The sequence below is a fragment of the Citrobacter sp. Cu231 genome (assembly GCF_030332265.1).
GTDB lineage: Bacteria > Pseudomonadota > Gammaproteobacteria > Enterobacterales > Enterobacteriaceae > Citrobacter > Citrobacter meridianamericanus.
Genome location: NZ_JAOWIE010000054.1, coordinates 11,636 through 36,151, shown reverse-complemented (window position 1 = coordinate 36,151; position 24,516 = coordinate 11,636). Strand labels below are relative to the sequence as shown.

The window sequence follows — 24,516 nt, the reverse complement described above, 5'->3', positions numbered from 1 at the left end:
CACATGTGCCTGTCTGAATTGCAGGTTATCCGGACGAGGGCCGGGAACTGTTTCAGGGACAAGCGCCGGTACGTTCGATTCATAAATCGTCGAGTCATCCATCATGGATCGATTCGGCGCGGAGCGTTAAAGATTACGCTCATATTCGTTTTATGTCTGACGACACATCAACCAGCCAGTATCAGGAATAATCACCTTCAGTAAACTATGAGGCTATTTACCTGGCCACACTGGCATTTATTTCCGGTAACGCAAGTATAACCGGAAACAAACATCATCCTGTCTGTACCGGAGCACCGGTATATCCCATTCTGATTTAACTGCTCAGGAATTATTATGAACCGTATTATACCTGCGGGGTGTCTTGCCGCCCTTTTTCTGGCTGGCTGCAACTCCCCTTCTCAGCATACTCCTGTTCCGCGTAACTACGGTGCTGCCTCTGATGTGGCGGTTACCCGGCACACTCAGTACACATTATGGGACAAAGGTGTGTTTTCCGGCCAACTTCCGGTTTCAACGGGGTCTCATATTCTGACAGCTAACAGCGATCGCCTTTCCTTTGACTGGGAAGGTGATGCAATTGAATTACTGAACGAACTGGCCAGAGTCAGGGGGATGCAGTTTAACTACAATGGTGTCCGCCTGCCGTTACCAGTCAACCTTCACGTCCGGGATATGACGTTTTCCAATACGTTGAGACTTATTGAAGCCCAGACTGCCTGGAGAGCAACAATCCATCAATATCCGGGCCTGTTACAGGTCAGCTTCATGCAGACGGAGAACCGGAAAAAATGAAAGCACTCACCTCTCTCATTTTGCCAGTAATACTGCTTACTGGTTGTTCTTCTTCCCCTACCATCTCGCCAGGTGGTGTCAATACGCCACCACCTGACATTAACGCATGGCTTAAACCACGAAGTGAAAAGCCGGATAGTCTGTCAGAAACACGCTGGAAAATGCTGACCGACGCAGGTAAAACGCTTGGATTTCGTGGTGGCAAGGCTCAGCGTTCATGGGAGCTGATTCAGGCGCTCAACGCCCGGGAAAGCACACTTAATGCCTTATACGATTTCCGGCCACTGATTAGCCCGGAAGGCTGGCTACCACCGGTTATTGATGAAGCACAGGACGTAGCTCATATCACGCCAGATCAAATCCGGACCTCTTCCCGGGTCTGGAGCATCATTCGCCCTGAACGCTTTGTCAGCAATCCACCGGGCTGGCGTGACTGGCTTCTCCGGGGGCTTTCAACAACAGCCACTCCGGGTACAGAAGGCAGCGTCGTTCCAGAAGACAGTGTGCAACGAAAAGTGTGGGAAACCGCATTACGGCAGGGATGGCAGGAAGGAAGACAAAACGCCGACCTGACGCTTGAAGCCAACCAGAAAACCCTCACCCGTGATTACCGGGGCATGATGCTGTACTCACTTCTCTGGCGTCAGGGCATGATCACCCGTCCGGATGTTTCTGATCAAATGCAAACCGTTACAGGTGACGGGAAAAAACTGGTCACTGGAGATCGTGTTCGTCGCCTTAAAAATCATGCGGAATTCAATCTTCAGAAATCTCACTGGCGTCCGCTTATAGGCACTGAAGGAGGCTCCCGATGAATATTCCTGATGAGTTTGGTCTTTTTCCGTTTCAGCGTTTCACTGCAGATGAACTACGGCATTTCTTTGTCTGGTGTGCCGCACATAAAGTCAGTGATGTGGATCTGACCGGCGGGTCACCTGTATCTGTCAGTCGCTTTGGCCGACGGGTGCGTTGTTCCAGTGCAACGTTACCAACCACACTCATGTCCTCCCTGATTGATGCACTGTTCGGTCGGGAAGTCATTCCCCGCGTTCTGGCAGGCAATCCGGTTGACAGGACGATACAGATTAACGGGGATGCATCCGGGCGCTATGGTCTTAAACGCGGAGAACGCATCCGGTTACGCTCTCACCTCATTCAGGGCACATCTGGTGCGGAGGAGAAAGCAATCTCAATAACCATGCGTGTCATCCCGACAGAAATACCGGACATTCTCTCCATGAACATTGAACCAGACCTGCTTGAAGCAATGGTCTGCAAAAGCGGTCTGGGATTTGTATGTGGTGAAACAGGGTCAGGAAAATCAACGCTGTGTGCAGCACTGTACTGTTACATTAAGAAGAATTATCCCAACGCCAAAATCGTGACATATGAAGACCCGGTGGAATATATCCTGGGAAATGAAAACGATCTGCTCCCACCGCATCAGGCAGAAATCGGGCGTGATGTGGTCAGTTTTGCTGCCGGACTGCGTTCTGCTGTACGACGTAATCCCGAAATTATCGGTGTTGGTGAGATCAGGGATAACGAAACCGCCGACGCAGCGGTACAGGCAGGCAACACCGGACATTACTGCCTGAGCACCATGCATACAAAATCTCCTGGTGAAACGCTGGCACGTATTCTTGGGCTGTTTCCCCCTGTCATCAGGGATTCGATGGCCTGGGCTGTCCTGTCACTGTTGCAGTTCATTCTGGTTCAGGTTCTGGTCAGAACAAATGACGGTGGTCGTAAAGCCGTCCGGGAATATATCGTCATTAACGATGAGCTTCGCGACAATCTTTCCGGAATGCCGCATGCAGAGTGGGGGCATCACATTGATGCCATAATCCGGCAGGAGAAGCGCCGTATCCGGGACCAGATTCTGGAAATGTATATCCGGAATGAAGTTGACCGAAGAGAAGCGATTCTTTTTATCCCGCCAGGGGAGTTACGGTCATGAAAAGAGAAGGTTTCTGGCGATATGCAACACCGCCAGTCAACATCCAGGGCGTACCTCTGCCGTTCACCATGATTTATCTGTTTATATGCCCCTTTCCCTCCAAAACAACCTTCTGGATTTGCACCGGCATCATTTTATTTTTCGTTATTCTCGACCGTTCAGGCTGGACTGTCAGGACGATCTGTACTCGCATTTTCAGCATTCTGAGAGGGGCCATCGCCTCCGGTCGTCCATGGTGGTATCGCCACCATACGGAATCACCACGAGACTGGACTGGCCTCGATTAAATTCTGGAGTCTTTATGTCAGGTAAAAAAACTATCGTTACTCTGCTCCGGGTATCGCTACTGGCATGCCCGTTACTGTTCACGACACCATCGTTTGCAATGATCGACACGCCATCCGTGAAGGTCGGCTTTTCTCCTGAAGGAAGCGCATCCGCTCTGGTGCTTGACACAATCAACAGTGCGGAAAGCTCCATCAGGATGATGGCATATTCCTTCACCGACCCGGATGTAATGCATGCGCTGGCAAAAGCGAAAAAACGCGGAGTGGACGTCCGTATTGTTGTTGATGACAAGGGGAATACGAACCGGGCAAGTCAGGAAGCGATGAAATATATCAACCTGCTGGACATTCCTCTCCGGACTGTAGATGCCTTCCCCATCCATCACGACAAAGTCATCATAGTTGACGGAAACACGGTTGAAACCGGCTCCTATAACTTCTCTCGTGCTGCTTCACGCAAGAATTCAGAGAATGTCGTTGTGCTTAAGAATATGCCGGATGTAGCCGCACAATATCTTGAACACTGGCAGGATCGCTGGAATAAGGGTACAGACTGGAGACCCTGACAAACATTTCTCCCCCGATTTTCTATCCCCCCAGCCACCCCCGGCTTCCGGCGGTGGTTTTTTTCCGTCTTTTTTCAGGAGAAGCACTCATGCCGTCTGTATCCCGCTATCGCACCTGGCTTGCCGTGCCTGCAGATGAAATAGAAGATCTCAAAAAAGCACATCCTTTGATGGAAGGACGTAGCCCCGTCATCTGGGACAAGGAGCACAAACTCTGGTTTGCCCGCCCGGGTGCAGATCTGTCATTACTGGACCGATGGCGTCCACGACCACACGAAATCTCAACAGATGCAGCTGATCCCGTCAGCGAATTTGCCCAGAAACTGGAAGAAGCAGGACTGGTACTGAATGAACTTCCTGTCATGGATGGCAAAATTCACCGTGTATCCACAACAGAAGATCGGAAAGGAGAAAAAAGTGGTGCATACAAAGCCTTTCTGGACGGACGCCCTTCTGGCTGGTATCGGGATTACCGCAGCAACGATAACAGTCCCACCAAATGGGTATTTTCCGGCGGTAAACAAACCGATCCACAGGCAAAGCTTCACCTGAAGGCGTATTCGCTGCAACGCAAGGAAGACGCTGAACGGGAACTGAAAGCACAGTACAACAGACAGGCAGCGTATGCCCGCCGCTATGTCAACAAATGGCCGCAGGCCACAGCACATGAATACCTGACACGAAAAGGCATTCAGGCTGCTCCAGGTGTACGAATCAACAACCAGAATGAACTGGTTATTCCCTTCAGTAACCGTAACGGCGCGATACGCTCTTACCAGCGTATTCCGGTCACTGGCGGGAAAGATGCCCGCATCCTGAAAGATTCTGAGAAAACCGGTAACTGGTTTGCGCTGGGTACACCACGCAACGGCCAGCCAATACTGTTTGCCGAGGGCTACGCCACTGCGGCCTCCCTGCACGAAGCAACCGGGCTTCCGGTGCTGATGACCGTGGATGCCGGCAACATGATTTCCATAGCAGAAAATGTCCGGCAATTGTGGAAGCAAAGCCCCTTTATCTTCTGTGCCGATAACGATCATGCACGCCAGGTTAACAAAGGTATCGTCAGTGCAACAAAAGCCGCAGAACTGACAGGAGGATCGGTCATCTTTCCTGCGTTCACCGATGCCGAAAAAGCGCAGGGGCTGACCGATTTCAATGACCTGGACGCAAGCCGGGGACGGGCCGCTTTTCAGCATGTCATCAACGCCCAGTTAGAACACATCGGGGTTTCCACCCCCAACAGTAACACCCCGGAAATGCGCGAGGCACTGGTGATAGGCAACCTCGTTTTTACACCGGTCCACACTGAGGAAAAAACCATGACTCCGACAGAATATCCTGAAACATCACCCGATACAGGGCACAGCCATGACCAGGGACCTTCTCTGCCGTCCGCCACGCAGCAGGAACAACCAGCTGCTTCCAGCAGTAACATTGATGATGAAACACAGTCATTTACCAGTCACGCCACTGAAAATAACGGCAAAGATGAGCGGCACGCTGATAACGTTCAGGCGCAAACGGAAAGCTCTGTAGTTCAGGACTCCCCTGCAGAATCACCGGCGTCCCCGGAAAGTACAACGGCGTCTGCCCCTGATGAACCCGCTCATCCGGCGGAACCTCCGGAAAAAGTTGTCTCGGTGGCCACAGATAAAGACTGGCGTGAATTTGAAGCCGAACTGTCACAACCGGAAAAAAACGAGTCACAACAGGAATCCGGCACTTCACCTGAAATACCGGCCCCTGCTGCCACCACCGCATCCCCTGAAGACAGTCCCTCATCTGAAACCATGAATGAATCAGCCGAGCCATCACCTTCCCCTGATGCAGTCAAAGAGGAAATGACCGTGATGACGGAGCCTGATGACAAACAAAGCACCGGAATATCCCCGGATACTCCCCGGGAAGAGGCGGTCAGCCATGTAACTGAAGACATTCCCCTTCAGCCAGAGCCGTTCCTTCCTGAGTCAGATGGCCCCGAAGAATACGAAGACTACAGCGCATATCAGGAGCTGATGAACAATGAAAATCCTGAGCATCTGCAGGAAAACAGTGATATGCCGTCGCAACCGGACACAGGCCACGTTCAGGCAGATGAGTCAGAACTTCAGGCCACAACAGCCACTATAGAACCGGCTGTCCGGGATGAACCCACTCCGCAGCAACCTGTTCAGAGCACATCACCTTCTGATAATACTTCATCGTTTCTCGACAAAGCGCGTGGCCTTTTTACGCGTAAAAAAACGGATTCACAGGCGCATGAGAACAGTGATCCCACGCCCTCAGCGGAAACCACGACGACTCCACCGATACCTGACAGTATTGTCTACGCCCCGGAACGTTCTGATGCACCGATATCGCTCAACATGGACGAAATTCTTAAAGAGCTTGACTGGGAAAAACGAGCAGACAGAACCGTCCTGTACAAACTGGATGGCAAACCTGCCTTCATTGACCGGGTAAACCGACTGGAAATGGTCAACGGTGCCAGCAATGACGATCGCAGCGTTCTGGCCGCACTTGCTGTGGCCACCAAATTTTATGGGGGCGTCATAGAGCTGACGGGCAGTGATGCCTTTAAGCAAAAAGCAATGCAGTTGATTATCGAGCACAACATCGATGTCCGGATGAAATTGCCAGATCAACGGGCTGAACTAGAAAAATTACGCAAGGAAATGGCTGTCAGTAAGGATGCTGTTGTCACCCATCAGCCAACACCGGAACTTAACCGGAATATCCCTGAACAACCGGCTGTCCCTGACCCCGTTCAGGAAAAAGAAGCCACACAATCCCCGGCGTCTCCTGCTGCCCCTGAAGCATCAACCGTCAGCACCGCTCCTGCATCATCACCGGCTGAACCAGGCAAAACGGCAGATGCAGCACCAGGTGAAGAACCACCAGGAAAACTTCGCCCGGGAGAGAGCGTGACTGCCGTACTGCACAATTTTGGTCGTGCTGAATATGCACCCGGCAAAGGAGAGAGTTTCTTTGTTGAGCTTAAAAACCGCAGTGGCAGCAAACTCTACTGGGGGGAACAACTGGGAAGTCTGGTCAAAAACCATCAGAAAGGTGACGTGGTGACACTGACACTTCAGAACCGCGAACAATTCATCCTCCCGGGAGAGCAAAAAGCACGTTTCCGGAATAAGTGGTCCATGGAGTCAGTTACCAACGGGATCTCGGTATCACATGATAATCCGGATAAAGGTCAGCGTATTCAGGCGATTCCGGTCGAAACCTTTATGAAAGTGGCTGCGCAAATCAGCCAGGGGTGGCCCGAAGAGATGAAAGCGTTACGTATGCCAGAAAACGTCGGCTCACATCTGTTTATCGGTGAAGACCGACATCCGGTCTCCGCGCCACAGAACGCAAATCAGGTAACAGAAATAACCAGCGCAGCCCCTGACAAGCTGACACCTGTTCTGGGATCAGTGGATAAGGATACGCGTGAACTCAACCTGCTACTTGTCCAGAGTGCCGATGAACATCTGCAGGGTGTGGTCCGGCTGAACGGCACATTGTATCCGGCACTGGCCACCCCATCAGCCGACAACAGTCAGCTGGTTATCAATGCGCTGACCGACAAAGGTTTACGCTTTGCAGGTTATGGTGAAGCGGTAAACCACGATGCTGACAGCACGAATCGCCCCGCACCGGAGCTTATGCAGTTTCATCTGAAAACCCGGGAAGAACCGCTTTTTGCTGCTGTCTACACGCCGGAAAAACAACCTGATGCGTTGTACCGGAACCTGGGCTTCGAGCAGTCATGGCAGCAGTGGTCCAACAGCCAAAAGCCGGAGGACAGGCAGGAAAAAACTCTGCATCAGGATCTCTCCCACAGCCCCGGCCGATGAGCCGGTAAGGAAGCCATATGAACATGCATAAGTCTCTGGTTGCCGTGCTCGGCCTTATCCTGATTTCATCCACGGCAAGTGCTGCAACCTGTCGTGCGGGTAGCGCGGCACAGGCCGGTAGTAATACAGGATATGAGCGAGCACGTGCAGCTGCGGATGCATGGTCACAACGTGAAAACGATGTTTCCTCATCCCTGCAGTCCTGTCTGTCACGAATCAAAAAAATCAGCATAAACCTCCCCCAGTTCCCCAGCCTTGACGACATTCTGTCGCAGCTGGAAAACCAGGTCTGCGACGCGGTCGTGGACAAGGTGAATGAAAAGCTGCCGGGGAATATTGATCCCTGGAAGGACTACAACCTATGACCGAAAATACCGAGCCATCCTCGCCATCACATCCGGCACCTGACCCGGAAATACTGAAGAGCACAATCAGGGCTATGAAGCAGTCAGAACAGCGGGCAAATAATGTCCCTGCGCTGATAAAAGCGCTTTTATGTACGGGCACATGTCTTCTTATCAGTATTACTGGTAACGCCATTCAGTACTGGCACTCAACGAATGTGGAGCGCGAATATTTCGCTACAGACAATGGTCGTCTGGTCAGGCTGGCACCAACAAGTCAGCCAGCATGGAGTCAGAATGATGCAATGGCCTTTGGCAGCCAGGCACTGGCGACCGCATTCAACCTGGATTTTGTGCACTATCGTTCACAGATCTCCTCCCTGTCTCCGCGTTTTTCTGACGAAGGTTTTGTCGGATATGTGAATGCATTACAGGCATCTAACATTCTGGAGACGATCAAGAAAGAGAAGATGAATCTGACCGCCACGACAGGTGCTGGCGTTCTGGTACGACAGGGACAAATGTCCGACGGCGTATGGTTCTGGACATTCCAGTATCCTGTCCGTATGCGTCTGGTCGGCCAGACAACCAGCAAGCCAGAACAGTCTTTTGTTTTCGAAATCACCATCCAGCGTGTTGACCCCAGACTGAAACCATCCGGTATGGAAATCCGGCAGATGATCTCCCGTAACGCCGGACCGAACTCCTGAGATAAGTAATATGCAATCACGTTATTTACTGAGCACACTGCTCCTGGTGTGCAGCGCCGCCACGTCTGCCGATAACGCAGGATGGCAGAACGCACGCACACCACAAACGACAAATTCTGCCAGCGATCACGTTCAGAATGCCTCCCAAAACACCGGAGGTGTTCCGGCAACACTGGTAAAAGGTGAGCTGCCTGCCCCCGGGCAGGCCAGCCCGCTGGTACAGGATGCGGCAAGACTTGATTCTGAGCTCTCCGCCGATGAAATTCGCTCACTACGCAGTCTCATGGCGGATAACGAGCGGGCCATCAATGCGCCCATCACCAGTGTTGTACCCCGTATCAGCTCTCTGACAGTTAATCTGTCCCCCGGTGCCAGCCTTCCTCTTGTTCGCACAGCCATGAACAACCTGAGCGTGGTGACATTTACCGATATCAACGGTTCACCATGGCCACAATCCGATCCTCCTTATAACGCGGCACCAAAACTCTTTGATGTGCAGTACAACGGGAACATGGTGACAATCACACCATTGCGGCCATGGGCATCCGGAAACATTTCTGTCTACCTGAAAGGTCTGTCGGTACCGGTCATCCTGAACGTAACCAGTGGCGAAACAGATACGCCGTCATCCAGTCAGGAAATGGACAGTCGTCTGGATCTGCGAATACCACGGCAGGGACCAACCAGCCCGGTTGTCTCCATCCCGACGGATAAAATCGCCCTGCATGATGCAACATTACAGGCATTTCTTGATGGTATTCCTCCCCGGGACCCTTCAGTTAAGAGGCTGAAATTCACAGGTAATGTCCCGGATACAACGATCTGGCAACACGGCGATGACCTTCTGGTTCGTTCCCGGGCGATGTTGCGCGATGAATTTGAACAGACCTTGTCCTCCGCCGACGGAACTCATCTCTGGAAGCTTCCCGTCACCCCACTACTGACTTTCTCTGTGAATGGCCAGTCCGTTCACGTGACACCAGAACTGGAGTAATCATGAGTGCTGAACAGGATGCCGGTAAATCCGGAAAGAAACTGGCTGCCCTGCTTGGACTGGGCAGCATCATCTTATTTGGCGGCGGCTATATCGCGTTTTCCAAACTATCAGGGAGTAACAGCGATATGCAGTCAGCCGTGAACATTAACAGTGCAGCAAGCGGCGGAACGCGCAGCGTTACCGAAACGCCTCATTATCGTGAACTGTTAAGAGCGGATAATGAACGAGGGGCCGCAGCTGCAGCCCGCAATAATCAGACGTTCATTGCCAGTCTTCCACAGGGGCTTGATATTCCGGACACTCCGGAAAAGCAACAACAGCCTGCAGCAAAACCGGAAAACTATGCTCATCGCCAGGCTTCCGGCACACCACAGGAGGATCGAGCAGCCAGTGAAAAGCGTATGGAGCGGCTGCAAAAGCTGATTGTAAGAATAAAAGATCAGCATCCTGCCGGTAGTACACCAACCATAGCAACGACTATGTGGAATAAATCTCCGGCAGAAACAACAGGGCAGAATGGTACGCAGCAATTCGCATTACAGAATGCCAGCCTGTCCACGCCTGTAGCAGAAAAAGGGATACAACTGATACCTGCTCTGACCCGTATACCGGCATATATTGATACTGCAGTGGATTCTGATAACCCGTCATCCAAGGTTATCGCAACCATTCCCGCTGGCCCCTGGGCAGGGGCAACGCTGTTCAGTCCGGGAGTCAAACTGGTGGGTAACGGAGTGGAGATCCATTTCGACCGGATGAGCTGGAACGGCATGGACCTTAAGGTCAATGCATATGCACAACGGGAAGACAACCTGATGTCATCCGTGGCCAGCAATGTGAATACACGCTGGTTTAAACATATCATTCTGCCGTCAGTGTTAGGAGGTGTGGGCAGTATTGGCACACTTTATAAAGATGCCAACACGCAGGTTATTCAGGGTAACTATGGCACGGTTACCGGACGCGTGGGAATGCCCAGTGGTGAAGCTGTTGCGGGCGTTATTGCCGGTGGTATGGCGGAAAGAGGAAGTCAGATATTAACCCGCCAGGCAGAAAGTGAGCCCTATAAACAGGTAGAAGTGTATCAGCATGAAGTCGTATCAATTCTGTTTGTTGACCCGGTAATGACAAACGACGCCAGGTCATCTTCCCTTTCCAGTGGCATTTCCCCTTCAGTTAATCGTACATCACAGGCGGAACAACGCTCGCAGGCACGAATGCAGACAGCCATGGAGCAAAAAAAAGCTGTGATGCAACGTCGGTATGATGAACAACCGGAGACACCATAATGAAACCTGAAACAGAAATAGATGAAACCGGCAGCTTCGGTGAACCCGAAGAGAAACCAGCCCCCTTCTGGAAACGTTCCGTCTGGGGGATATCTGTAGCAACATGGGGGCTATGTGCAGTCGTGTTGCTCGCAGCCATATGGTATCTGTTCCTGAGAGCGCTATCGGAAACAGGCATGCCTCCGTTTAATGATGCGGATGCTGGCGTACAGACCTGGCAAACCACACAAGAATCATCACCTTCCGTTCAGTCCACTGAGGCTATGACTGTCCGGACAGGAGAAGATATGAGCCAGCTTGCCCGGGATGTAAAAACAGAGCTGGATAACCGCGATGAAAAAATTCAGGCAACACTGAATATGCTTCACGACAGCATTAACAAGCTGGGCGAAGCCATAAAAAAGGATGAAGAATACGCACAGGAAACGCGCCGTCAGCTGGATGATATCCGGAGCCGCCTGAACGGAATAATGACACAGAAAAGCGTCACTGAATCCTCTTCCACACCGCATCCAGCAAAGAAAAAAACGTCGTCTGTACTTAACGGAATGAAAATCATGTCGATGGAAACTGGTATGGCCTGGATTCGCTGGCAGGGTAGTACCTGGGCTGTCAGAGAAGGTCAGACGCTGGGCAATGTGGTGATCCAGCGGATTGATCCGACTACCCGGACCATCATCACCAGTGCAGGGACGTTACGCTGATGAACATGGATGCCCTGACCGCCATTGAGAACTTTGCCAGCAGTATTTTCAGTGCCGGAATGGATTTCCTGTTTACCTGGGGAGAATTCATCGGGGTGATCAGCATGATTACCCTGTTTGCCCGCGCCCGTTCAGCCGGTCCGGTAAAAATGTCTCCCGGAAAATTTATTGCGGGGATGTTAACCAGCTGCATGCTCGTATCACTCCCGGCAATGATTAACGCCGGAGGCGTACAAATGGGATTCAGGGCTGACTCATTTGGCCCGATTGCATATGTGCAACCTCAGACGTTTGGCGCTGCTGCTGGCGCAGCAAATGCAGTTCTGTCGCTGGCCAAGCTGGCCGGTGTGGGATTTGTCATGAACGGGATATCCATCTGGCGCAAGGCCGGACTCGATGGACATACCGCACTGAGTGCCAGTGAATCCGTCAGTAAGGGAAACGTCAAATTTATTGCCGGCGTCCTGCTGGTCTTTATCGATCGTGTCCTCAATGCCCTGCTGGCAAGCATTGGAATCGTCTTCTGATTTTTTTCACCTTCATATAAACCACTGATATATCCATTTAAGGAGAAACTATGTCACGTATTCGTGTCGTAGCGGCCCGTCTGTACGCCGCATTTATCCACGCACAACTGTTTGTAATGTCATGCCGGAGCAAACTGACTAAGTTCCTGCTGCTCATTCCCATGATGTTGCTGCCCAAAGCCGTTCTTGCCGATGGAGATCTTGCCGATATGGTTCGCAATGTCGAACAAGGTGCCAAAACAGCACAGTCATCATCACTGACTATTGCGCAGTTCATCGGCGTAATTGCGTTTCTCGGGGGCCTGATTGGGCTGAAAAAAGTTGGGAAACAAGGGGGGATGGGACTGGCTGGTTGCATTCTATCTATCGTCATTGGGGCGCTACTTGCCGCCGGACCTGAAATGATGAGTCGCAGCCAGAAACAGTTGGGGATTTCCTCAATTTCCATTGGCTAATCCTGTCCAGGGCACTGGCATTTATCCGGTGCCCTTCCTGTTCGGCAATACAAGGAGGCACATATGTCTGCCTGGAGCCCGGAGCACATAACGTTACGACGAACAGAAAACGGCAATGTGATTGCCCACGACAGTCGGGACGATCAGGAATTCATTTTTGCAGAATGCTGTTCCGATGAAATCGCAAACATCATTCTGGAAGCCGTGAAACGTTACACCAGTACGGAGCCTGCTCATGCAACACAGCATTAAAGACTTGTGGTTGTATCCCTTTCCAGAAATTGATGTGGTTCATACACAGGAGCCACTGTTACCGGAACCGGAATTAACAACGCCCGGTCGATGTATCTGCTGCCGGCAAAACGTCAGGCACCGTTTCAGACTGGATGACTCATGGCCACTCAGACAGCTTACCGACACAATCAGTGACACACGAGTTCGTCTTAATAAGGCCACAGAACATCTGGATAAGTTAAAAAAGCGTGGTGAACCAGTCGCAACCGGCGAAAAGGAAAAGTACAACACGGCAGTAAAAGCCGCTGAACGGGCGCTTGAGCAGGCCCGTCTGTCTGCCAGACGTCTTTCACTCCGCCATGTACAGAAAGCTGAAATCACCAGTACAGAGTCGTTGTCAGAGAAAGAGCAGGAACTGTTTCATGAAGACGGTCCGCCTTACAGCTTATGTGCTTTCTGCCACGCCTGGCATTCACTGAATGGTTATGCCGCAGCACAGGGCGTTATGGTGTGGCTACCCGACCTTCATCCATCCACGGTCGTGGCCCTTAACCGTCGTTCATTACAGGAAGTTTTCAGTAATGATAAGTTCCGGGTCCGGCGGGGACGGGAAGCGCTCTCTGCACTGATGCAAAACAGACTGGCGGTTGAGGATAAATTCCGCAGTTTCCGCCCGGCCGATTTCGCTGACGTTTTTCGTCGCTATCCACCTTCCGGTCGTTCGCCCCTGCGTGAAAAAATGAACGGGATTGCCCTGATTCTGACACCAGATTCATTCATCAAAAAAGAATACGTTGATTGATTTTTCTTCATGCCACTCCAGCGCGGGGTGGCATTAAAAAAATCAAACTGCACAAACCTCCCTCCTGTAAGTCCGGAGTTCCCTCACCTATGAACATAAACCGTTTAATCTTCACTATCGAAGACTGTCTGAACACGCTATCCCGTTTCTCTGTCGCAAGCAGTTTTGTTGAGTATTGCGATTTACGTACCGTAATTGGTCTGGACAGACAGGATCGTGAACGTCGCCCATGGCTGAATTCGCCCTATATTGCAGCCACAAAGCGTGGAGAATATATCTCTGTCTTTGAAGTCAGCGGTGCTTTCAGGGAAATGGATGAAGCATCCGACCAGACTGGCCCAGGTTCACTGGAATCGCTGATCACCAGCATGAGTGACAGCCTGAATACGGCATATAAAAACAGCGGTCATAAAATCAGCTTCGTTTTTGAGCGTGATCCTGACATGGGGAAAGAAGAAATCGAAGACATGGTCGCCCCACAAAAGCGCTCACTGGCTAATACAGGTATCCAGTTACAGGATGTGGTCGATGAGAAAGTCACAACACTGTCCCCATGGCTGGTCCGGGAGCGTTGCTGGCTGGCGATCTGGAGTGGACCCGACCTTATCAGCAACAGCGATCGCACCGCCCATGATGAGCTTGTCAGAAGACTGGCTGAACGGGTACCGAAAGCACGCTTTGCCCAGTCTCCCTGGCAGTGGGCCTTATCTGCACTGAAAATCCGCCACGAAGCTTTTCTTGATAATGTGGAACAGGCACTGAGACATTCATCTGATGGCCTGATTCTCCGGCTACTGGATATACACGAGGTCGGGCGTGAAATACGTCGTCAGACAGAACGGCACAGCACACCGCGTAACTGGCAACCCCATCTGCCTGAAGATGCCCAGCCAGCGGGATATCGCTGGACTGACGATGAATCCGTACTACATGCTCCTTCATTGCATTTGCAGTTATTCAACACTCAGGTGACCACACAGGGCAACCTGGTTCAGGCGGGCGGACTCTGGCACGGAATGGTATCGATTACTTTACCTCCGCAAAATCTGCAGACGTTTAACGAACTGGTCCGTGCCGTCCCCCGCGCAGTCCCCTGGCGCATCAGAATGGATCTGATGCCCGGCGGGATGAAGGCTCTTAATCTGAAGAAAACGCTTCTGACTTACAGCAGCTTCATTTCTGCCGTTCGTCCAATGTATGAATCCGTTATGACCCTGGCGGCAACGGATGAAAAAGAACCTGTCTGCATAATGACCATCATGGCCTCCACGTGGGGAAAAACACGTGAAATATGCGCACGAAACCAGGCCATTCTGAAATCGGCCATTGAAGGCTGGGGCGTATGTGGCACCACGACAACATTTGGCGATCCCCGACGCGCCTGGGTGAATACCATTCTCGCGGCATCCGGAGGCTCCGGCCCGGTTCCCCTGTATCCCCCGTTGTCACATGCCATCTCGCTTTTCCCGCTTAACAGGGCAGGCTCTGTCTGGCGAGGCAAAGGGAATCTGATGTTACATACAGAAGACGGTTCCGCATTTGAGGTTGGTCTGGCGTCATCCCAACAAAATAAACATACAGAACTGGCACCAGGCGATCCGGGACTGGGTAAATCAGTTCTGATTAATACGTTGTCGGAAATACAGATATCATCTGCTCAGAAAAACCTGCCCTTCATTGCCTATATCGATAAGGGATACAGTGCTCAGGGACTGGTTCAGCTTATTCGCGACAGTCTTCCTCCGGAAAGAAAAGACGAAGCTGTCGGTATTATTCTGAGCAATGATCCGGAATACATCCGTAACCTTTTTGACGTGATGTACGGCGCTAAAAAGCCTATTACGCCGGAAAAGAATTTCATGTCATCTGTGCTGTGTGCTCTCTGTGTCGATACCGGTACCGGTCAACCCTGTAACCCCGGAGACACCCGACAAATTATCAACCAGCTTATCGAGCTGGCTTTTAAAGAGTACGGTGAAAATAACCCGCGACTTTATCGCGCTTCAACGGAAGAACTGGTGGATTCAGCACTGCAGGACTCGGGACTGTATGAAAAACATGATGCAGCCTGGTGGGCCAGATCAACCTGGTTTGAAGTCCGGGATATGCTCCACAATGCCGGGTATATCATGGCGGCTCAGCGGGCTCATTATCAGGCAATGCCCCAGCTTCCCGAAGTGTCCTCGATGCTGGGCCATACCAGTCTCAGGGATGTTTTCGGTACTGTTCAGCGTGATGGTTCAAACGAGCTTCTGCTGGACTACATCCGCCGCGCCCTGGAGCAGGGACATAACGACTACCCCATGATATCCGGGTATACCCGGTTTATGATCAACCCGGAAACCCGGGTCATCGCTGTCGATCTGAATAATGTTGCCGGTGACAAAACGCCTGCAGGCAGGCTTAAAACCGGCATCATGTACCTGCTTGCAGGTCAGATCGCCGGTGGTGACTTCACCCTGCCACAATACAGGGATGAAGTGTTAAAGCAGCTTCCACGGGAATACCATGAAATCGCTCTTAAACGTATTAACCAACTTGATCAGGAGGTTAAGACAAAAGTTTATGATGAACTGCATAACGCCCGGGGCATTGACTTCATCTGGGAAAATCTGGATACCCAGGAGCGTGAGCAACGCAAGTTTGCTATCCGCACGGTTCTGAGTACGCAGTATCTGAGGGACTACCCGGAAAGCGTTCTTAAGTCAGCCAATACTCTCTGGTTACTGCGCTACAAACCCGAAGATATCCCCGTACTGAGGGATAACTTCAACGTTCCTGAATTTATGCTGAAACGCTTCCTGAAAATGCCGGAAGGCCCGGCACCAGATGGTAGTGGTGTTCCTGTTCTGGGAGTATTCAGGGTAAAAAGTGGCACGCTTGCGAGAATACTCAAATTTACCGTCGGTCCACTGGAGCTATGGGCGCTGAACTCATCGCCAAAAGACAGTGCCCTGCGTAAAACGCTGACAAATAAGTTAGGTTCAGTTCGGGCACGTAAGATTCTGGCCGAAAACTTCCCCAGAGGTTCTGCAACGTCATTAATTGAGCACCGGGCGGGCCAACATAACAGTGACAATGTTATTGAAGATCTGGCCTCGGAGCTCATCCGAAAACAGGGATACAATCTCTGATGTGTACAATTCATATCACCCCACGCTGCCGGAGACCTGCCAGAGGGCAGGTATTTCTTAAAAAACTTGAGGTAAAAGGTGACAGTTTCTCATTCACTCTGCCGTCACGTGTCTTCAGGTTACATCCGGCCCCCAATCCCAGAGTGATATACGCCTCGGATGCCAGAACACAGGGAAAGGTTACAGGCATGCGGCTGTTGTTGCCGTCCAGCACAGATGAGCTGATAACAACGGCAACATGGCAGGTTTCTGTCCCGGATGAAACACCATTCGACGTTCAGCATGTCATCCAGTGGATACTCCCTTCACCGCTGGCTTCGCTGATGTCCGATGATACCTGGTTATGGCCATCCGTTCCCGGAACGCCGGCACTGAGTGCCGGTGACTGGCCTGTTATGGATACTGACCCTTCCACCTTACGGCGCGTCAGACGTCGTTCTTTCAGCATCATCGATAACCGGAACAGGAAAGGTTATATCACCAGGCGATTTCAGTGTTTCCCTCTTGCATCGCTACCTGAAGACAGAAAATACGACAGCCTTCCTGACCTTGTGCTCCATCCCGAGCAGGAGACAATAAAATGCAAAGAAAAACATTACTCGCAGCCCTTATAGCCATCCTGAGTGGAACGGCATGCCAGGCTCATGCTTATTCAGTCACCGTCGTCGCCAGCCGGCCTGTTGAAGAGCAGGTCATCCCCAGAATGGAAGCCATCAAAGATGTCCTTGGCAACATACTGAGTACCCAGACAGCCACGGGTACCGCTATCAATCAGAACTCTGAAAAGCTGGCAAGTGTCATTGCCCAGAACGGACAGGCGACACGTCAGCAGATGATTTTCAGTAATGAAACTCAGCGCCTCGAGGAGGCACGGAAAAGCTTCACCGTGCCAGACTCCATCTGCAGTGAATCCGCATCAGGGATTGCAACAGAAAGCAAAAGTGCCTCAGCATCCGCAGCCTCAAAACTCAGTAAAGGTGGCGGTGTGAGCAACCGTAGCATCCGCGACCGTCTGGCCAGCGCAGCAAACTCTCCCGTACGGGAAGCTTATGATGGCGCGGCCATACACGCCAGTTACTGTACAGAAGCAGAATATGCACGTTTTGGAGGAACCGCCGTTTGTCCTTCTGTGGGCGAAATACCAGGTGGAGACAGTCAGGTACGCTCGATTTACCACGGCGCAGGTACAGCGGACACACCTGCGGCACTGACATGGGATCAGAAGCAAATAGATGCAGCGACGGCTTACATGAAAAACACTTCCCGCCCCTCTGCCGGTCGTGCTCTGGGTAAAGGAGAAGTGAATACCCAGAGTGGGCGAACCTACGTCGGACTCCAGAACGAATACAACGGCATCATTGATTCTGCGTCGAATCCCCAACTGACGCTGATTGCTGACAGCACGCCTGATGAAAGCACACGTAAAGCACTGGCTGAAACACTGCAGTCAGACTCAGCGGCCGCTTACTTCGACCAGGTGGCTTCACCAGAAGCAAAAGCACGGGGATATATGAGTACCCGTGAGTTTGAAGCTTTTGAGGCTGGCCGGCGCTACGCCAACACAGCATACCTGGTGGATTTACAGGAAATGCAGGGGGATAACCTGCTCCGTGAACTGGTAAGAATCACTGCGCAAATGAACTGGCAGCTGAACGATCTGAAAGAACAGATCCGCCAGGGTAATGTTATCTCTGGCCAGCAACTGGCTCTGACTGCCCGCCAGTATTATGAAAAACAACTCGGTAGCCTTGAGAAAACAATCAATCAGGCAAACGCACGTTGAAAACTGACGTCAGAACAGGACTGAAAAAATGAATAAGTTACCGGAAAATTCAGACCAGACGAAAAACGTCAAAAAATCACCATCCATAACCCGCATAGCCACCCGGGGAATTATTAACATTTTTGTTCCGCTGATGGAGACTCGCCTGATAACGAATTCTGTACAGCGCATGCTGGAACAACAAAAACGCAGACTGGACAGATTTCGTCAGGTAAATAATAAAAAGGCGCAACTCCACCTCACGTGGGAAGAAGCTCTGCAGGCCAGCCATATGTCAGTAGACGATCTGGATCGTCGTTTCCGCCGGCGCAGAACAGTATGGCGGTTATGCTGCTGGAGTCTGCTGGCCATCGCTTTATTCCTCAGCGGTATGCTCTTTGCCGCCTCCTCATTACCTTTGATAACACAGGTACGCGCCATCAGCACTCTTGTGTTGATTCTGTCAGGCGTCGCTCTTTGTGCTTCCAGAGCTCTTATAGTTACATACCGCCTCTGGCAGTTGCATGAACGAAAAGTCAGCGAACCCGAGCAGGGGACTTTTCGTGATTTTCTGAACGACCGCAATGGCTGGCGCAATGCCACATTAATTGCCGTAACCAGTAAACAATACTGATCACGTCCAGATGCCAGTGCCACTGGCATGTCGCCATCCCCCTTAATTAAATCCTGTGTGGCCTTTGCCCATACGCAATTCTATTCCGGAGTTACTGTGAAAATTTTACTTCGCGCACTCTGTGCAGGCCTTGCTATATCCTCACTGCCGGCAATGGCTTCAGTGACCTATCAGGATATTGTGTCTGCCGCAACCAATCCTGACGATCTGTCCCGTCAGGCGCTGGTCACGATATTCGGTGATGTGGTCACCAATCCACTGTCAACCAGCGCCCCCACCCTGATCGGAAGCATGTTCGGGGCGTTCAACAGTATCATCGCCGTACTTGCCGTTGTCTGGTTTATGTTCATTGGTATCCGTCATGTTGTGCGTTCGGGGCATCAGGGACAGGTATTCAGCACCGGACGTGATATCGTCGGCACACTGAGTGTCGTTGCAGGTTTTCTGATGATCGTTCCAACCGGAAATGGCTGGAGTATCGCTCAGCTCATTATGTTATGGGGCGCATCGATAATGGGGGTTGGGTCCGCCAATGTGATGGTGCAACTTGCCGCTGACAATATCGCAAATGGTTATTCAATGACTGTACAGCCAGTTCAGGCATCCACACGAACAGCAGCGCGTGGCATTTTTGAAATGGAACTGTGTAAGTATGCGGTTAACGCAGGACTAAATGATTTTAATCAGACGGCCAAATCCTCAACTTCACTGATGACAGAATCAGCTAAAACCGCCAGTGGTAATTACACTGTCACGGTATCCAATGGCAGCGGTATCTGTGGTACAGCCAGCCTGTCAGTAGAAGGAAACGGAACAACAGATCAATCGACGATTGGAAAATTCTTTAATCCCTTCAGTAAAAACGAATACAGCGGTGTTATCTCAGCACAACGTGCAGCCATGGATAATATGATTAGCGACATGGACAATGCTGCCAGTGAGTTTGTGACAACATTTCTGGAAAAAAGAAATTCTGGCAACGGAACACTGCCGGATATCGAGACACGAATTCAGAAAGCAGCCGACGAATACGAACGTGCTGTGCAAAAATCGCTACCCACTGATAACGGAGAGCAATCCAGAAAAGAGGCTCTTAAATCTTATCTCACAACCTACGGGTGGGTAACGCTTGGCGCATGGTATCAGACCTTTGCCACTGCTAACCAGCGTTTGGCAGAGCTGGCTGACAGAGCTCCAGCTGTAACTTCAATGTCATCACTGGGAGAAGTTGGTGATACTGACTTATTCAGTGCGGTCATGAGTGCCTATAGGACGCAACTGCAGAATTCCTCCTATACGCCACCGCTGGGCACAGTAGTATCATCCAGTGAACAACGCATGGCAAATGCACAAGATCCGAAATCTGCCTTGTCTGAAATTATGGGCCCCCTTGTTAGTCTCACTAACAGGATTGCAACGGAAACAAGTGGCACAGGCACAACCAGTGCTCAAATTAATCCTCTGATAAAAATGAAAAATATCGGAGATATAACAATGGTAAGTGCAGAAGGAATCTGGACTATATATACAACGGCCAGAGTTGTCGTTGCCGGTGGCAAAGATTCAATTCTTGTAAAATTCTTTAACTCACTAACAGGTGCCGCTTCGATGCTTACCGCGCTGTTTGAAGCACTTGCACCACCTGTTTATTTTCTTTTGTTCCTGATGTTCTGTGCTGGATTTTCCTTATCAATTTACCTGCCATTCATTCCGTTTATTTTCTGGATGACAGGCATCGGGAACTGGATAGTCAGCGTATTAATAGGATGTACCGCCGGGCCGCTGTGGGCTGCAACACATCTCGGGACATCAGAAGACAGAGGAAGTCGGGCAGCCTACGGTTATATATACTTAATTGATAGTATGATAAGGCCGCCCATCATGGTCTTTGGTTTTTTCTTTGCTTCTGTAGCCATCATCGCCGTAGGCACAATACTGAATGCATTATTTGGCGCTGCCCTGGTTAACGTACAGTTCAATTCGCTGACCGGTATTTTCAGTCTTGCTGGTTTCTTGCTGATATACGCCAGAATTTGTACAACCACTGTAGCTGCCATATTTGCCCTTCAGGCCTACCTACCTGATCATGTTATTAACTTCCTAGGGGGACGTGATGGAGCCAACACGCTTGGCAGCATGGCAAATTCTGTTAAAGAAATATTTATTGGAGGAAGTCGCAATATCCGACATACTCCTGGAATGAAAACAGATCGTCTTAAAGATAATACAAAAGGAAGTGACGACAAGGACGGAATAAAAGGATAATATCAATATAAATATTGCACAACCTCCCCATCGGCATTAAAATAATAGATAGTACGAGGGGAGGCATTATATGAAAGCTAAAAAAGAAACAACAGACAGATTTCCAACCTGGTGGCTATTTTATTATGTATTAAGAAAAGCTTATTTCTTTCTTGGAATACCTTTTTTTCTGTTCTGCGCATTAGGCTTTACCGAAATGCTATGTTCTGATCGTTATTTCGGAAATAAGGTCGAAGATTATGTTGTCACTTTTGGTAGTTGGTTCTTATTACTTGCGCCAGGCATATGGATGTACTCACGTGCAAAAACAAGGAGAGAAAAAATAAGAAAAGTTGTACAAACAATAAAAGAGTCAGGCTTCTACTCTCCAGAGAAGGGGTATGAGGGATTATCTTTAACCCAGGGAGCTTATTTCGGCATTGACCTTAAAAATGGCACAATGTTGTATGTCCGTATCTATCCAGGCAACATTATGGATGTTATCGGTTTTGACATTCATAATTTCACTCGTACTGTAACAGACGACAAAAAACTGGAAATTCATACGAAATACATCAACCTGCCAATGGTTCCTGTTCCATCATGGTGTACTCATCCAGAAACCGCATCAAACACCATGCACGCTATGGCAAGTCGAGGATATGATTACCCTGTCGACTTTCCTCGCCTGATTCAGGAAAAGCGTAAGGAGTGGGAGCAGATTGCAGGCATGCCTGTAGCCGAAGTATTTTAAGATAAGCTCCCTCCATAACAGCCGGTTCAAATGAGCCGGCTTTTGTTCATTACAACAGATAACTTATGCCGTTACCGATAAATTCGACCAAGTGCTTTAATCGCTGCAATTTTTATTTCCATATCATCACTTTGACTCAATCTATGTAATTCACGAGTAATGTTCTCCGCCTGACACCGGCCTTCACCTAATGCATAGATCGCAGCAAGTGTAACGTCTTTTGATTTACTCTTCATCATTTCAAACAAGAAAGTATTAGCTATCGCAGGAGGCATGCTCATAATCAATCCTCTTCATGAAATAAACAATGGCACTCACTTACAAACAGGAGTCCACTATCGCAAGCGACTCAACTTAGCAATATCTCTCAATTTGAATGAAAAAACCAGATGGCAAGTGACAGGGTGGATTTGCCCCTATATTTCCAGACACCTGTTATCACTTAATCCCATAAGCTAACCTTGTCACAAACGGGCGCAGAACAGCCTGCCAGACAGACAACAAAACAAAAGTCCAAGATAAAACATGAATACCGGCATCTCAATGCGAAGAAATAATCTCCGTAGAAACCCCCATGAGAAAAATATCATATGGGAGAAAATCGCAATTATCACAGCCAGCGCATTCATTATTTTCGCTGTGCTCTGGCATTAATTATTTTCAACACAAAAAGGAAAAAGCAATGAATCTGGTAGACGCCTTTGTCAAAAAAGTAATATCCGGGCCATATGAAGAATATGGAAAATGGTGGATAGATGTCGAATACATTTCATGGGGTGTTCCCGGGAAAACAAGACTGATGTTTGACTCAAAGGAGCAGGCACTGGAAGTTAAGGAAGGGTACAAATTTTTAACATGAGATCTCTTTTTGTTAAAGGGCAGGAAGCGGTCACCTCCTGCCCTTAGTTACGTTTCCAGGCTTATCAGTCGATAAGTTCCCGGATCAGTTCCAGAACAGCAATCAGCGCGTTTGCAACGGCAACTACTGCCCTGAGAACGATGATTAACAGATTAATCATCCGCTTCTCCATCACTGGAGAAAGAACCCCGTTGTTCGCTCTTACACTGCCTGTCACAACGGTTTCTATAGTGTCAGTTATAGACAGTTCTTCTCCGACCAGAGCACCAAAACCAGCACCACCTGATGTTTTGGCCAGGACTTGTAACCTGTTCTTCCCGCTGAACAATATGCCGGACAGAACATGCCTCAGAGCTGACATGCCGAGTATACACTTATCCAGTACTTGCAGAAATATAATTCCAGACGTACTATCTACAGGTCAGTTATAGACAGTTCTTTTCCGACCAGAGCCACCCACTCTGTAACGGAACAGTAAAAAAACCGACCTCACCAGTCGGTTTTTTTACATCTGTTGTTTCTCAAAATCCGCCCGACATGCCCGTCACACCGGGGAAACTCATGCTTTGAATCAGAACCAACCATCTCAACTTTGCCGTCTCCTGAAAAAACTGGCACATTCAGTTCGATAACTACCCATAAATACAGAGAGAAAATCCGATGTCAGAAAAGTGGAGTAAAGAATTCGACTCTTGCTTTCAGGTGGGGAGCATAGAAGAAATTGCCGATGCTCTCGAGAAACGCAGCGGAAGCGAGGAAAATGCGTTAGCCATGCTGGCAATGACAGCCTTCACACTCATGACCCGACGTGGTATCTGCGAAATGCAGAACGTGGCCCCGGATGGCAAAGGCATTCGGCTGGAGCTAATCGGCTTCAGGGGAAATGAAACAATACCGGATACGCTTCATTGAAGAAGAAAGGGCGCAATGAGGTCAGCCTTCGCAACAAAGCGGCGGCAGAAAACCTGCCGCCGTGTTGCCCGTTAACGTTTAACTTCGTAGGCTAACGTTGCCACAAGCACTGTGTTTCCCTGCTGGAGCCGGAGTACGCAAAGCGAATCCCTCACCATCCAGACAAAACACAGAATCGTCACACAGATGACGATTAACATCATTAAAAACGTTCGCTGTGGCATCATAGCCCCTCCATTGCCTTACGGCGGTTATCGGGCTACTATAATGTTGTCGAAGCATTACAGTAGAGCCCTTGGTTGATTGATAAAAAAATCTCCAGGGGCTTTCTGCTGTATACCGTCCACAAAACGCTTTCGGCATACAGCCTCAAGCGCCCGCAGCTATTCTAACGACTTTCGTATCTGTAACAATCCTTTTATTATTTGAATGATTCAGCGTTGTTTTTGACGTTAACAACCAACCCAATACATGGTTCTCTACTTCACAACAACGCATGTTATGCTGATTTTAGTTAATAAAAGAATCCCCTTAGGAGATGGAAATGTCGCAATTAAAACAACCTATTTTCCTGAAAAAGATAAAAAAAGTCATCAACACAATCCCTGGGCGGTAATGACTCCAACTTATTGATAGTGTTTTATGTTCAGATAATGCCCGATGACTTTGTCATGCAGCTCCACCGATTTT

General features: G+C 50.0%; 27 protein-coding genes. 23 read left to right on the top strand and 4 right to left on the bottom strand.

Annotated features, from left to right (window positions below):
- The first annotated feature begins 336 nt into the window (after nt 1-336).
- From traH to excA, 21 genes are all read left to right on the top strand, one after another.
- Entirely contained in the window at nt 337-795 is a 459-nt protein-coding gene (gene traH, locus OGY15_RS24405; protein ID WP_001079806.1) for an IncI1-type conjugal transfer lipoprotein TraH, read from the top strand.
- A complete protein-coding gene (gene traI / locus OGY15_RS24400; protein WP_000646093.1) occupies nt 792-1,610 on the top strand; it encodes an IncI1-type conjugal transfer lipoprotein TraI in 819 nt (272 codons plus the stop codon). Before traH ends, traI begins: the two co-directional genes overlap by 4 nt.
- The gene (gene traJ / locus OGY15_RS24395) at nt 1,607-2,755 is read left to right on the top strand and encodes a plasmid transfer ATPase TraJ (RefSeq protein WP_001024968.1); all 1,149 of its coding nucleotides are present in this window, start codon (nt 1,607-1,609) and stop codon (nt 2,753-2,755) included. Before traI ends, traJ begins: the two co-directional genes overlap by 4 nt.
- Nucleotides 2,752-3,042 (top strand): hypothetical protein, encoded by a 291-nt coding sequence (locus OGY15_RS24390; RefSeq protein WP_001299214.1) that lies wholly within the window; start codon nt 2,752-2,754, stop codon nt 3,040-3,042. Before traJ ends, OGY15_RS24390 begins: the two co-directional genes overlap by 4 nt.
- A gap of 14 nt (nt 3,043-3,056) precedes the next feature.
- A complete protein-coding gene (locus OGY15_RS24385) occupies nt 3,057-3,608 on the top strand; it encodes a phospholipase D family nuclease (RefSeq protein WP_000014585.1) in 552 nt (183 codons plus the stop codon).
- 89 nt (nt 3,609-3,697) lie between these two features.
- The gene (locus OGY15_RS24380; RefSeq protein WP_001141524.1) at nt 3,698-7,465 is read left to right on the top strand and encodes an LPD7 domain-containing protein; all 3,768 of its coding nucleotides are present in this window, start codon (nt 3,698-3,700) and stop codon (nt 7,463-7,465) included.
- Between the two features lie 17 nt (nt 7,466-7,482).
- On the top strand, nt 7,483-7,830 hold the full coding sequence (locus OGY15_RS24375) for a conjugal transfer protein (RefSeq protein WP_001055900.1): 348 nt from the start codon (nt 7,483-7,485) through the stop codon (nt 7,828-7,830).
- Nucleotides 7,827-8,519, top strand: a complete 693-nt coding sequence (locus OGY15_RS24370; protein ID WP_000138552.1) for a DotI/IcmL family type IV secretion protein — start codon at nt 7,827-7,829, stop codon at nt 8,517-8,519. Before OGY15_RS24375 ends, OGY15_RS24370 begins: the two co-directional genes overlap by 4 nt.
- 10 nt (nt 8,520-8,529) lie before the next feature.
- Nucleotides 8,530-9,513, top strand: coding sequence for an IncI1-type conjugal transfer protein TraN (gene traN, locus OGY15_RS24365; RefSeq protein ID WP_001191880.1), 984 nt, complete (start codon nt 8,530-8,532; stop codon nt 9,511-9,513).
- Nucleotides 9,514-9,515: 2 nt separating this feature from the next.
- A complete protein-coding gene (gene traO, locus OGY15_RS24360; protein WP_001271993.1) occupies nt 9,516-10,805 on the top strand; it encodes a conjugal transfer protein TraO in 1,290 nt (429 codons plus the stop codon).
- On the top strand, nt 10,805-11,509 hold the full coding sequence (gene traP, locus OGY15_RS24355) for an IncI1-type conjugal transfer protein TraP (protein ID WP_001295718.1): 705 nt from the start codon (nt 10,805-10,807) through the stop codon (nt 11,507-11,509). The genes traO and traP overlap by 1 nt, the downstream gene beginning before the upstream one ends.
- Nucleotides 11,509-12,036 carry a conjugal transfer protein TraQ gene (gene traQ, locus OGY15_RS24350; protein WP_001055569.1) on the top strand — a complete coding sequence of 176 codons (528 nt, stop codon included), beginning with the start codon at nt 11,509-11,511 and terminating at the stop codon, nt 12,034-12,036. Before traP ends, traQ begins: the two co-directional genes overlap by 1 nt.
- 50 nt (nt 12,037-12,086) lie before the next feature.
- Nucleotides 12,087-12,491: an IncI1-type conjugal transfer protein TraR gene (gene traR / locus OGY15_RS24345; RefSeq protein WP_000086957.1), complete on the top strand. Its 405-nt coding sequence runs from the start codon at nt 12,087-12,089 to the stop codon at nt 12,489-12,491.
- A gap of 63 nt (nt 12,492-12,554) precedes the next feature.
- A complete protein-coding gene (traS, locus tag OGY15_RS24340; protein ID WP_001277255.1) occupies nt 12,555-12,743 on the top strand; it encodes a putative conjugal transfer protein TraS in 189 nt (62 codons plus the stop codon).
- Nucleotides 12,727-13,527 carry an IncI1-type conjugal transfer protein TraT gene (gene traT, locus OGY15_RS24335; protein ID WP_001164788.1) on the top strand — a complete coding sequence of 267 codons (801 nt, stop codon included), beginning with the start codon at nt 12,727-12,729 and terminating at the stop codon, nt 13,525-13,527. The genes traS and traT overlap by 17 nt, the downstream gene beginning before the upstream one ends.
- Nucleotides 13,528-13,616: 89 nt before the next feature.
- The gene (gene traU / locus OGY15_RS24330; protein ID WP_001024771.1) at nt 13,617-16,661 is read left to right on the top strand and encodes an IncI1-type conjugal transfer protein TraU; all 3,045 of its coding nucleotides are present in this window, start codon (nt 13,617-13,619) and stop codon (nt 16,659-16,661) included.
- Nucleotides 16,661-17,275 carry an IncI1-type conjugal transfer protein TraV gene (traV, locus tag OGY15_RS24325; RefSeq protein WP_032174792.1) on the top strand — a complete coding sequence of 205 codons (615 nt, stop codon included), beginning with the start codon at nt 16,661-16,663 and terminating at the stop codon, nt 17,273-17,275. The genes traU and traV overlap by 1 nt, the downstream gene beginning before the upstream one ends.
- A complete protein-coding gene (traW, locus tag OGY15_RS24320) occupies nt 17,242-18,444 on the top strand; it encodes an IncI1-type conjugal transfer protein TraW (protein WP_001189157.1) in 1,203 nt (400 codons plus the stop codon). Before traV ends, traW begins: the two co-directional genes overlap by 34 nt.
- Nucleotides 18,445-18,472: 28 nt before the next feature.
- On the top strand, nt 18,473-19,057 hold the full coding sequence (traX, locus tag OGY15_RS24315) for an IncI1-type conjugal transfer protein TraX (RefSeq protein WP_001037992.1): 585 nt from the start codon (nt 18,473-18,475) through the stop codon (nt 19,055-19,057).
- A 96-nt stretch (nt 19,058-19,153) separates the two neighbouring features.
- Nucleotides 19,154-21,322, top strand: a complete 2,169-nt coding sequence (locus OGY15_RS24310) for a DotA/TraY family protein (protein ID WP_000698356.1) — start codon at nt 19,154-19,156, stop codon at nt 21,320-21,322.
- Nucleotides 21,323-21,392: 70 nt separating this feature from the next.
- The gene (excA, locus tag OGY15_RS24305) at nt 21,393-22,055 is read left to right on the top strand and encodes a plasmid IncI1-type surface exclusion protein ExcA (RefSeq protein WP_000644795.1); all 663 of its coding nucleotides are present in this window, start codon (nt 21,393-21,395) and stop codon (nt 22,053-22,055) included.
- Nucleotides 22,056-22,126: 71 nt separating this feature from the next.
- Here excA and OGY15_RS24300 read toward each other — a convergent pair whose 3' ends face one another.
- Nucleotides 22,127-22,336, bottom strand: coding sequence for a HEAT repeat domain-containing protein (locus OGY15_RS24300; RefSeq protein WP_000062603.1), 210 nt, complete (start codon nt 22,334-22,336; stop codon nt 22,127-22,129).
- A gap of 401 nt (nt 22,337-22,737) precedes the next feature.
- Between OGY15_RS24300 and OGY15_RS24295 the strand changes: the two genes are divergently transcribed.
- On the top strand, nt 22,738-22,914 hold the full coding sequence (locus OGY15_RS24295) for a hypothetical protein (protein ID WP_001054898.1): 177 nt from the start codon (nt 22,738-22,740) through the stop codon (nt 22,912-22,914).
- Between the two features lie 64 nt (nt 22,915-22,978).
- Here OGY15_RS24295 and dqlB read toward each other — a convergent pair whose 3' ends face one another.
- Nucleotides 22,979-23,074, bottom strand: a complete 96-nt coding sequence (dqlB, locus tag OGY15_RS24290; RefSeq protein ID WP_000609148.1) for a DinQ-like type I toxin DqlB — start codon at nt 23,072-23,074, stop codon at nt 22,979-22,981.
- Nucleotides 23,075-23,574: 500 nt separating this feature from the next.
- Here dqlB and OGY15_RS24285 point away from each other — a divergent pair, with 500 nt between their 5' ends.
- Nucleotides 23,575-23,826, top strand: a complete 252-nt coding sequence (locus OGY15_RS24285) for a hypothetical protein (RefSeq protein WP_001291965.1) — start codon at nt 23,575-23,577, stop codon at nt 23,824-23,826.
- A 71-nt stretch (nt 23,827-23,897) separates the two neighbouring features.
- Here the strand turns inward: OGY15_RS24285 and OGY15_RS24280 are convergent, their stop codons facing one another.
- Both OGY15_RS24280 and OGY15_RS24275 read right to left on the bottom strand, forming a co-directional pair.
- Complete coding sequence (locus OGY15_RS24280) at nt 23,898-24,050, bottom strand: Hok/Gef family protein (RefSeq protein WP_001303307.1); 153 nt, start codon at nt 24,048-24,050, stop codon at nt 23,898-23,900.
- Nucleotides 24,051-24,452: 402 nt separating this feature from the next.
- Nucleotides 24,453-24,516, bottom strand: a 64-nt coding sequence (locus OGY15_RS24275; RefSeq protein ID WP_071603212.1) for an IS1 family transposase, incomplete at its 5' end; no start/stop codon positions are given.

What these genes read in the sequence shown, in the direction of transcription:
- traU (WP_001024771.1), top strand. Translation starts at nt 13,617, where the DNA reads ATGAACATAAACCGTTTAATCTTCACTATCGAAGACTGTCTGAACACG.
- OGY15_RS24370 (WP_000138552.1), top strand. Translation starts at nt 7,827, where the DNA reads ATGACCGAAAATACCGAGCCATCCTCGCCATCACATCCGGCACCTGAC.
- traJ (WP_001024968.1), top strand. Translation starts at nt 1,607, where the DNA reads ATGAATATTCCTGATGAGTTTGGTCTTTTTCCGTTTCAGCGTTTCACT.
- OGY15_RS24375 (WP_001055900.1), top strand. Translation starts at nt 7,483, where the DNA reads ATGAACATGCATAAGTCTCTGGTTGCCGTGCTCGGCCTTATCCTGATT.
- OGY15_RS24280 (WP_001303307.1), bottom strand. Translation starts at nt 24,050, where the DNA reads ATGCCACAGCGAACGTTTTTAATGATGTTAATCGTCATCTGTGTGACG.
- traT (WP_001164788.1), top strand. Translation starts at nt 12,727, where the DNA reads ATGCAACACAGCATTAAAGACTTGTGGTTGTATCCCTTTCCAGAAATT.
- traS (WP_001277255.1), top strand. Translation starts at nt 12,555, where the DNA reads ATGTCTGCCTGGAGCCCGGAGCACATAACGTTACGACGAACAGAAAAC.
- dqlB (WP_000609148.1), bottom strand. Translation starts at nt 23,074, where the DNA reads ATGATTAATCTGTTAATCATCGTTCTCAGGGCAGTAGTTGCCGTTGCA.
- traR (WP_000086957.1), top strand. Translation starts at nt 12,087, where the DNA reads ATGTCACGTATTCGTGTCGTAGCGGCCCGTCTGTACGCCGCATTTATC.
- OGY15_RS24390 (WP_001299214.1), top strand. Translation starts at nt 2,752, where the DNA reads ATGAAAAGAGAAGGTTTCTGGCGATATGCAACACCGCCAGTCAACATC.
- traH (WP_001079806.1), top strand. Translation starts at nt 337, where the DNA reads ATGAACCGTATTATACCTGCGGGGTGTCTTGCCGCCCTTTTTCTGGCT.
- OGY15_RS24385 (WP_000014585.1), top strand. Translation starts at nt 3,057, where the DNA reads ATGTCAGGTAAAAAAACTATCGTTACTCTGCTCCGGGTATCGCTACTG.
- traP (WP_001295718.1), top strand. Translation starts at nt 10,805, where the DNA reads ATGAAACCTGAAACAGAAATAGATGAAACCGGCAGCTTCGGTGAACCC.
- OGY15_RS24285 (WP_001291965.1), top strand. Translation starts at nt 23,575, where the DNA reads ATGTCAGAAAAGTGGAGTAAAGAATTCGACTCTTGCTTTCAGGTGGGG.
- excA (WP_000644795.1), top strand. Translation starts at nt 21,393, where the DNA reads ATGAAAGCTAAAAAAGAAACAACAGACAGATTTCCAACCTGGTGGCTA.
- OGY15_RS24300 (WP_000062603.1), bottom strand. Translation starts at nt 22,336, where the DNA reads ATGAGCATGCCTCCTGCGATAGCTAATACTTTCTTGTTTGAAATGATG.
- traN (WP_001191880.1), top strand. Translation starts at nt 8,530, where the DNA reads ATGCAATCACGTTATTTACTGAGCACACTGCTCCTGGTGTGCAGCGCC.
- OGY15_RS24295 (WP_001054898.1), top strand. Translation starts at nt 22,738, where the DNA reads ATGAATCTGGTAGACGCCTTTGTCAAAAAAGTAATATCCGGGCCATAT.
- traO (WP_001271993.1), top strand. Translation starts at nt 9,516, where the DNA reads ATGAGTGCTGAACAGGATGCCGGTAAATCCGGAAAGAAACTGGCTGCC.
- OGY15_RS24380 (WP_001141524.1), top strand. Translation starts at nt 3,698, where the DNA reads ATGCCGTCTGTATCCCGCTATCGCACCTGGCTTGCCGTGCCTGCAGAT.
- traI (WP_000646093.1), top strand. Translation starts at nt 792, where the DNA reads ATGAAAGCACTCACCTCTCTCATTTTGCCAGTAATACTGCTTACTGGT.
- traV (WP_032174792.1), top strand. Translation starts at nt 16,661, where the DNA reads ATGTGTACAATTCATATCACCCCACGCTGCCGGAGACCTGCCAGAGGG.
- traQ (WP_001055569.1), top strand. Translation starts at nt 11,509, where the DNA reads ATGAACATGGATGCCCTGACCGCCATTGAGAACTTTGCCAGCAGTATT.
- traX (WP_001037992.1), top strand. Translation starts at nt 18,473, where the DNA reads ATGAATAAGTTACCGGAAAATTCAGACCAGACGAAAAACGTCAAAAAA.
- traW (WP_001189157.1), top strand. Translation starts at nt 17,242, where the DNA reads ATGCAAAGAAAAACATTACTCGCAGCCCTTATAGCCATCCTGAGTGGA.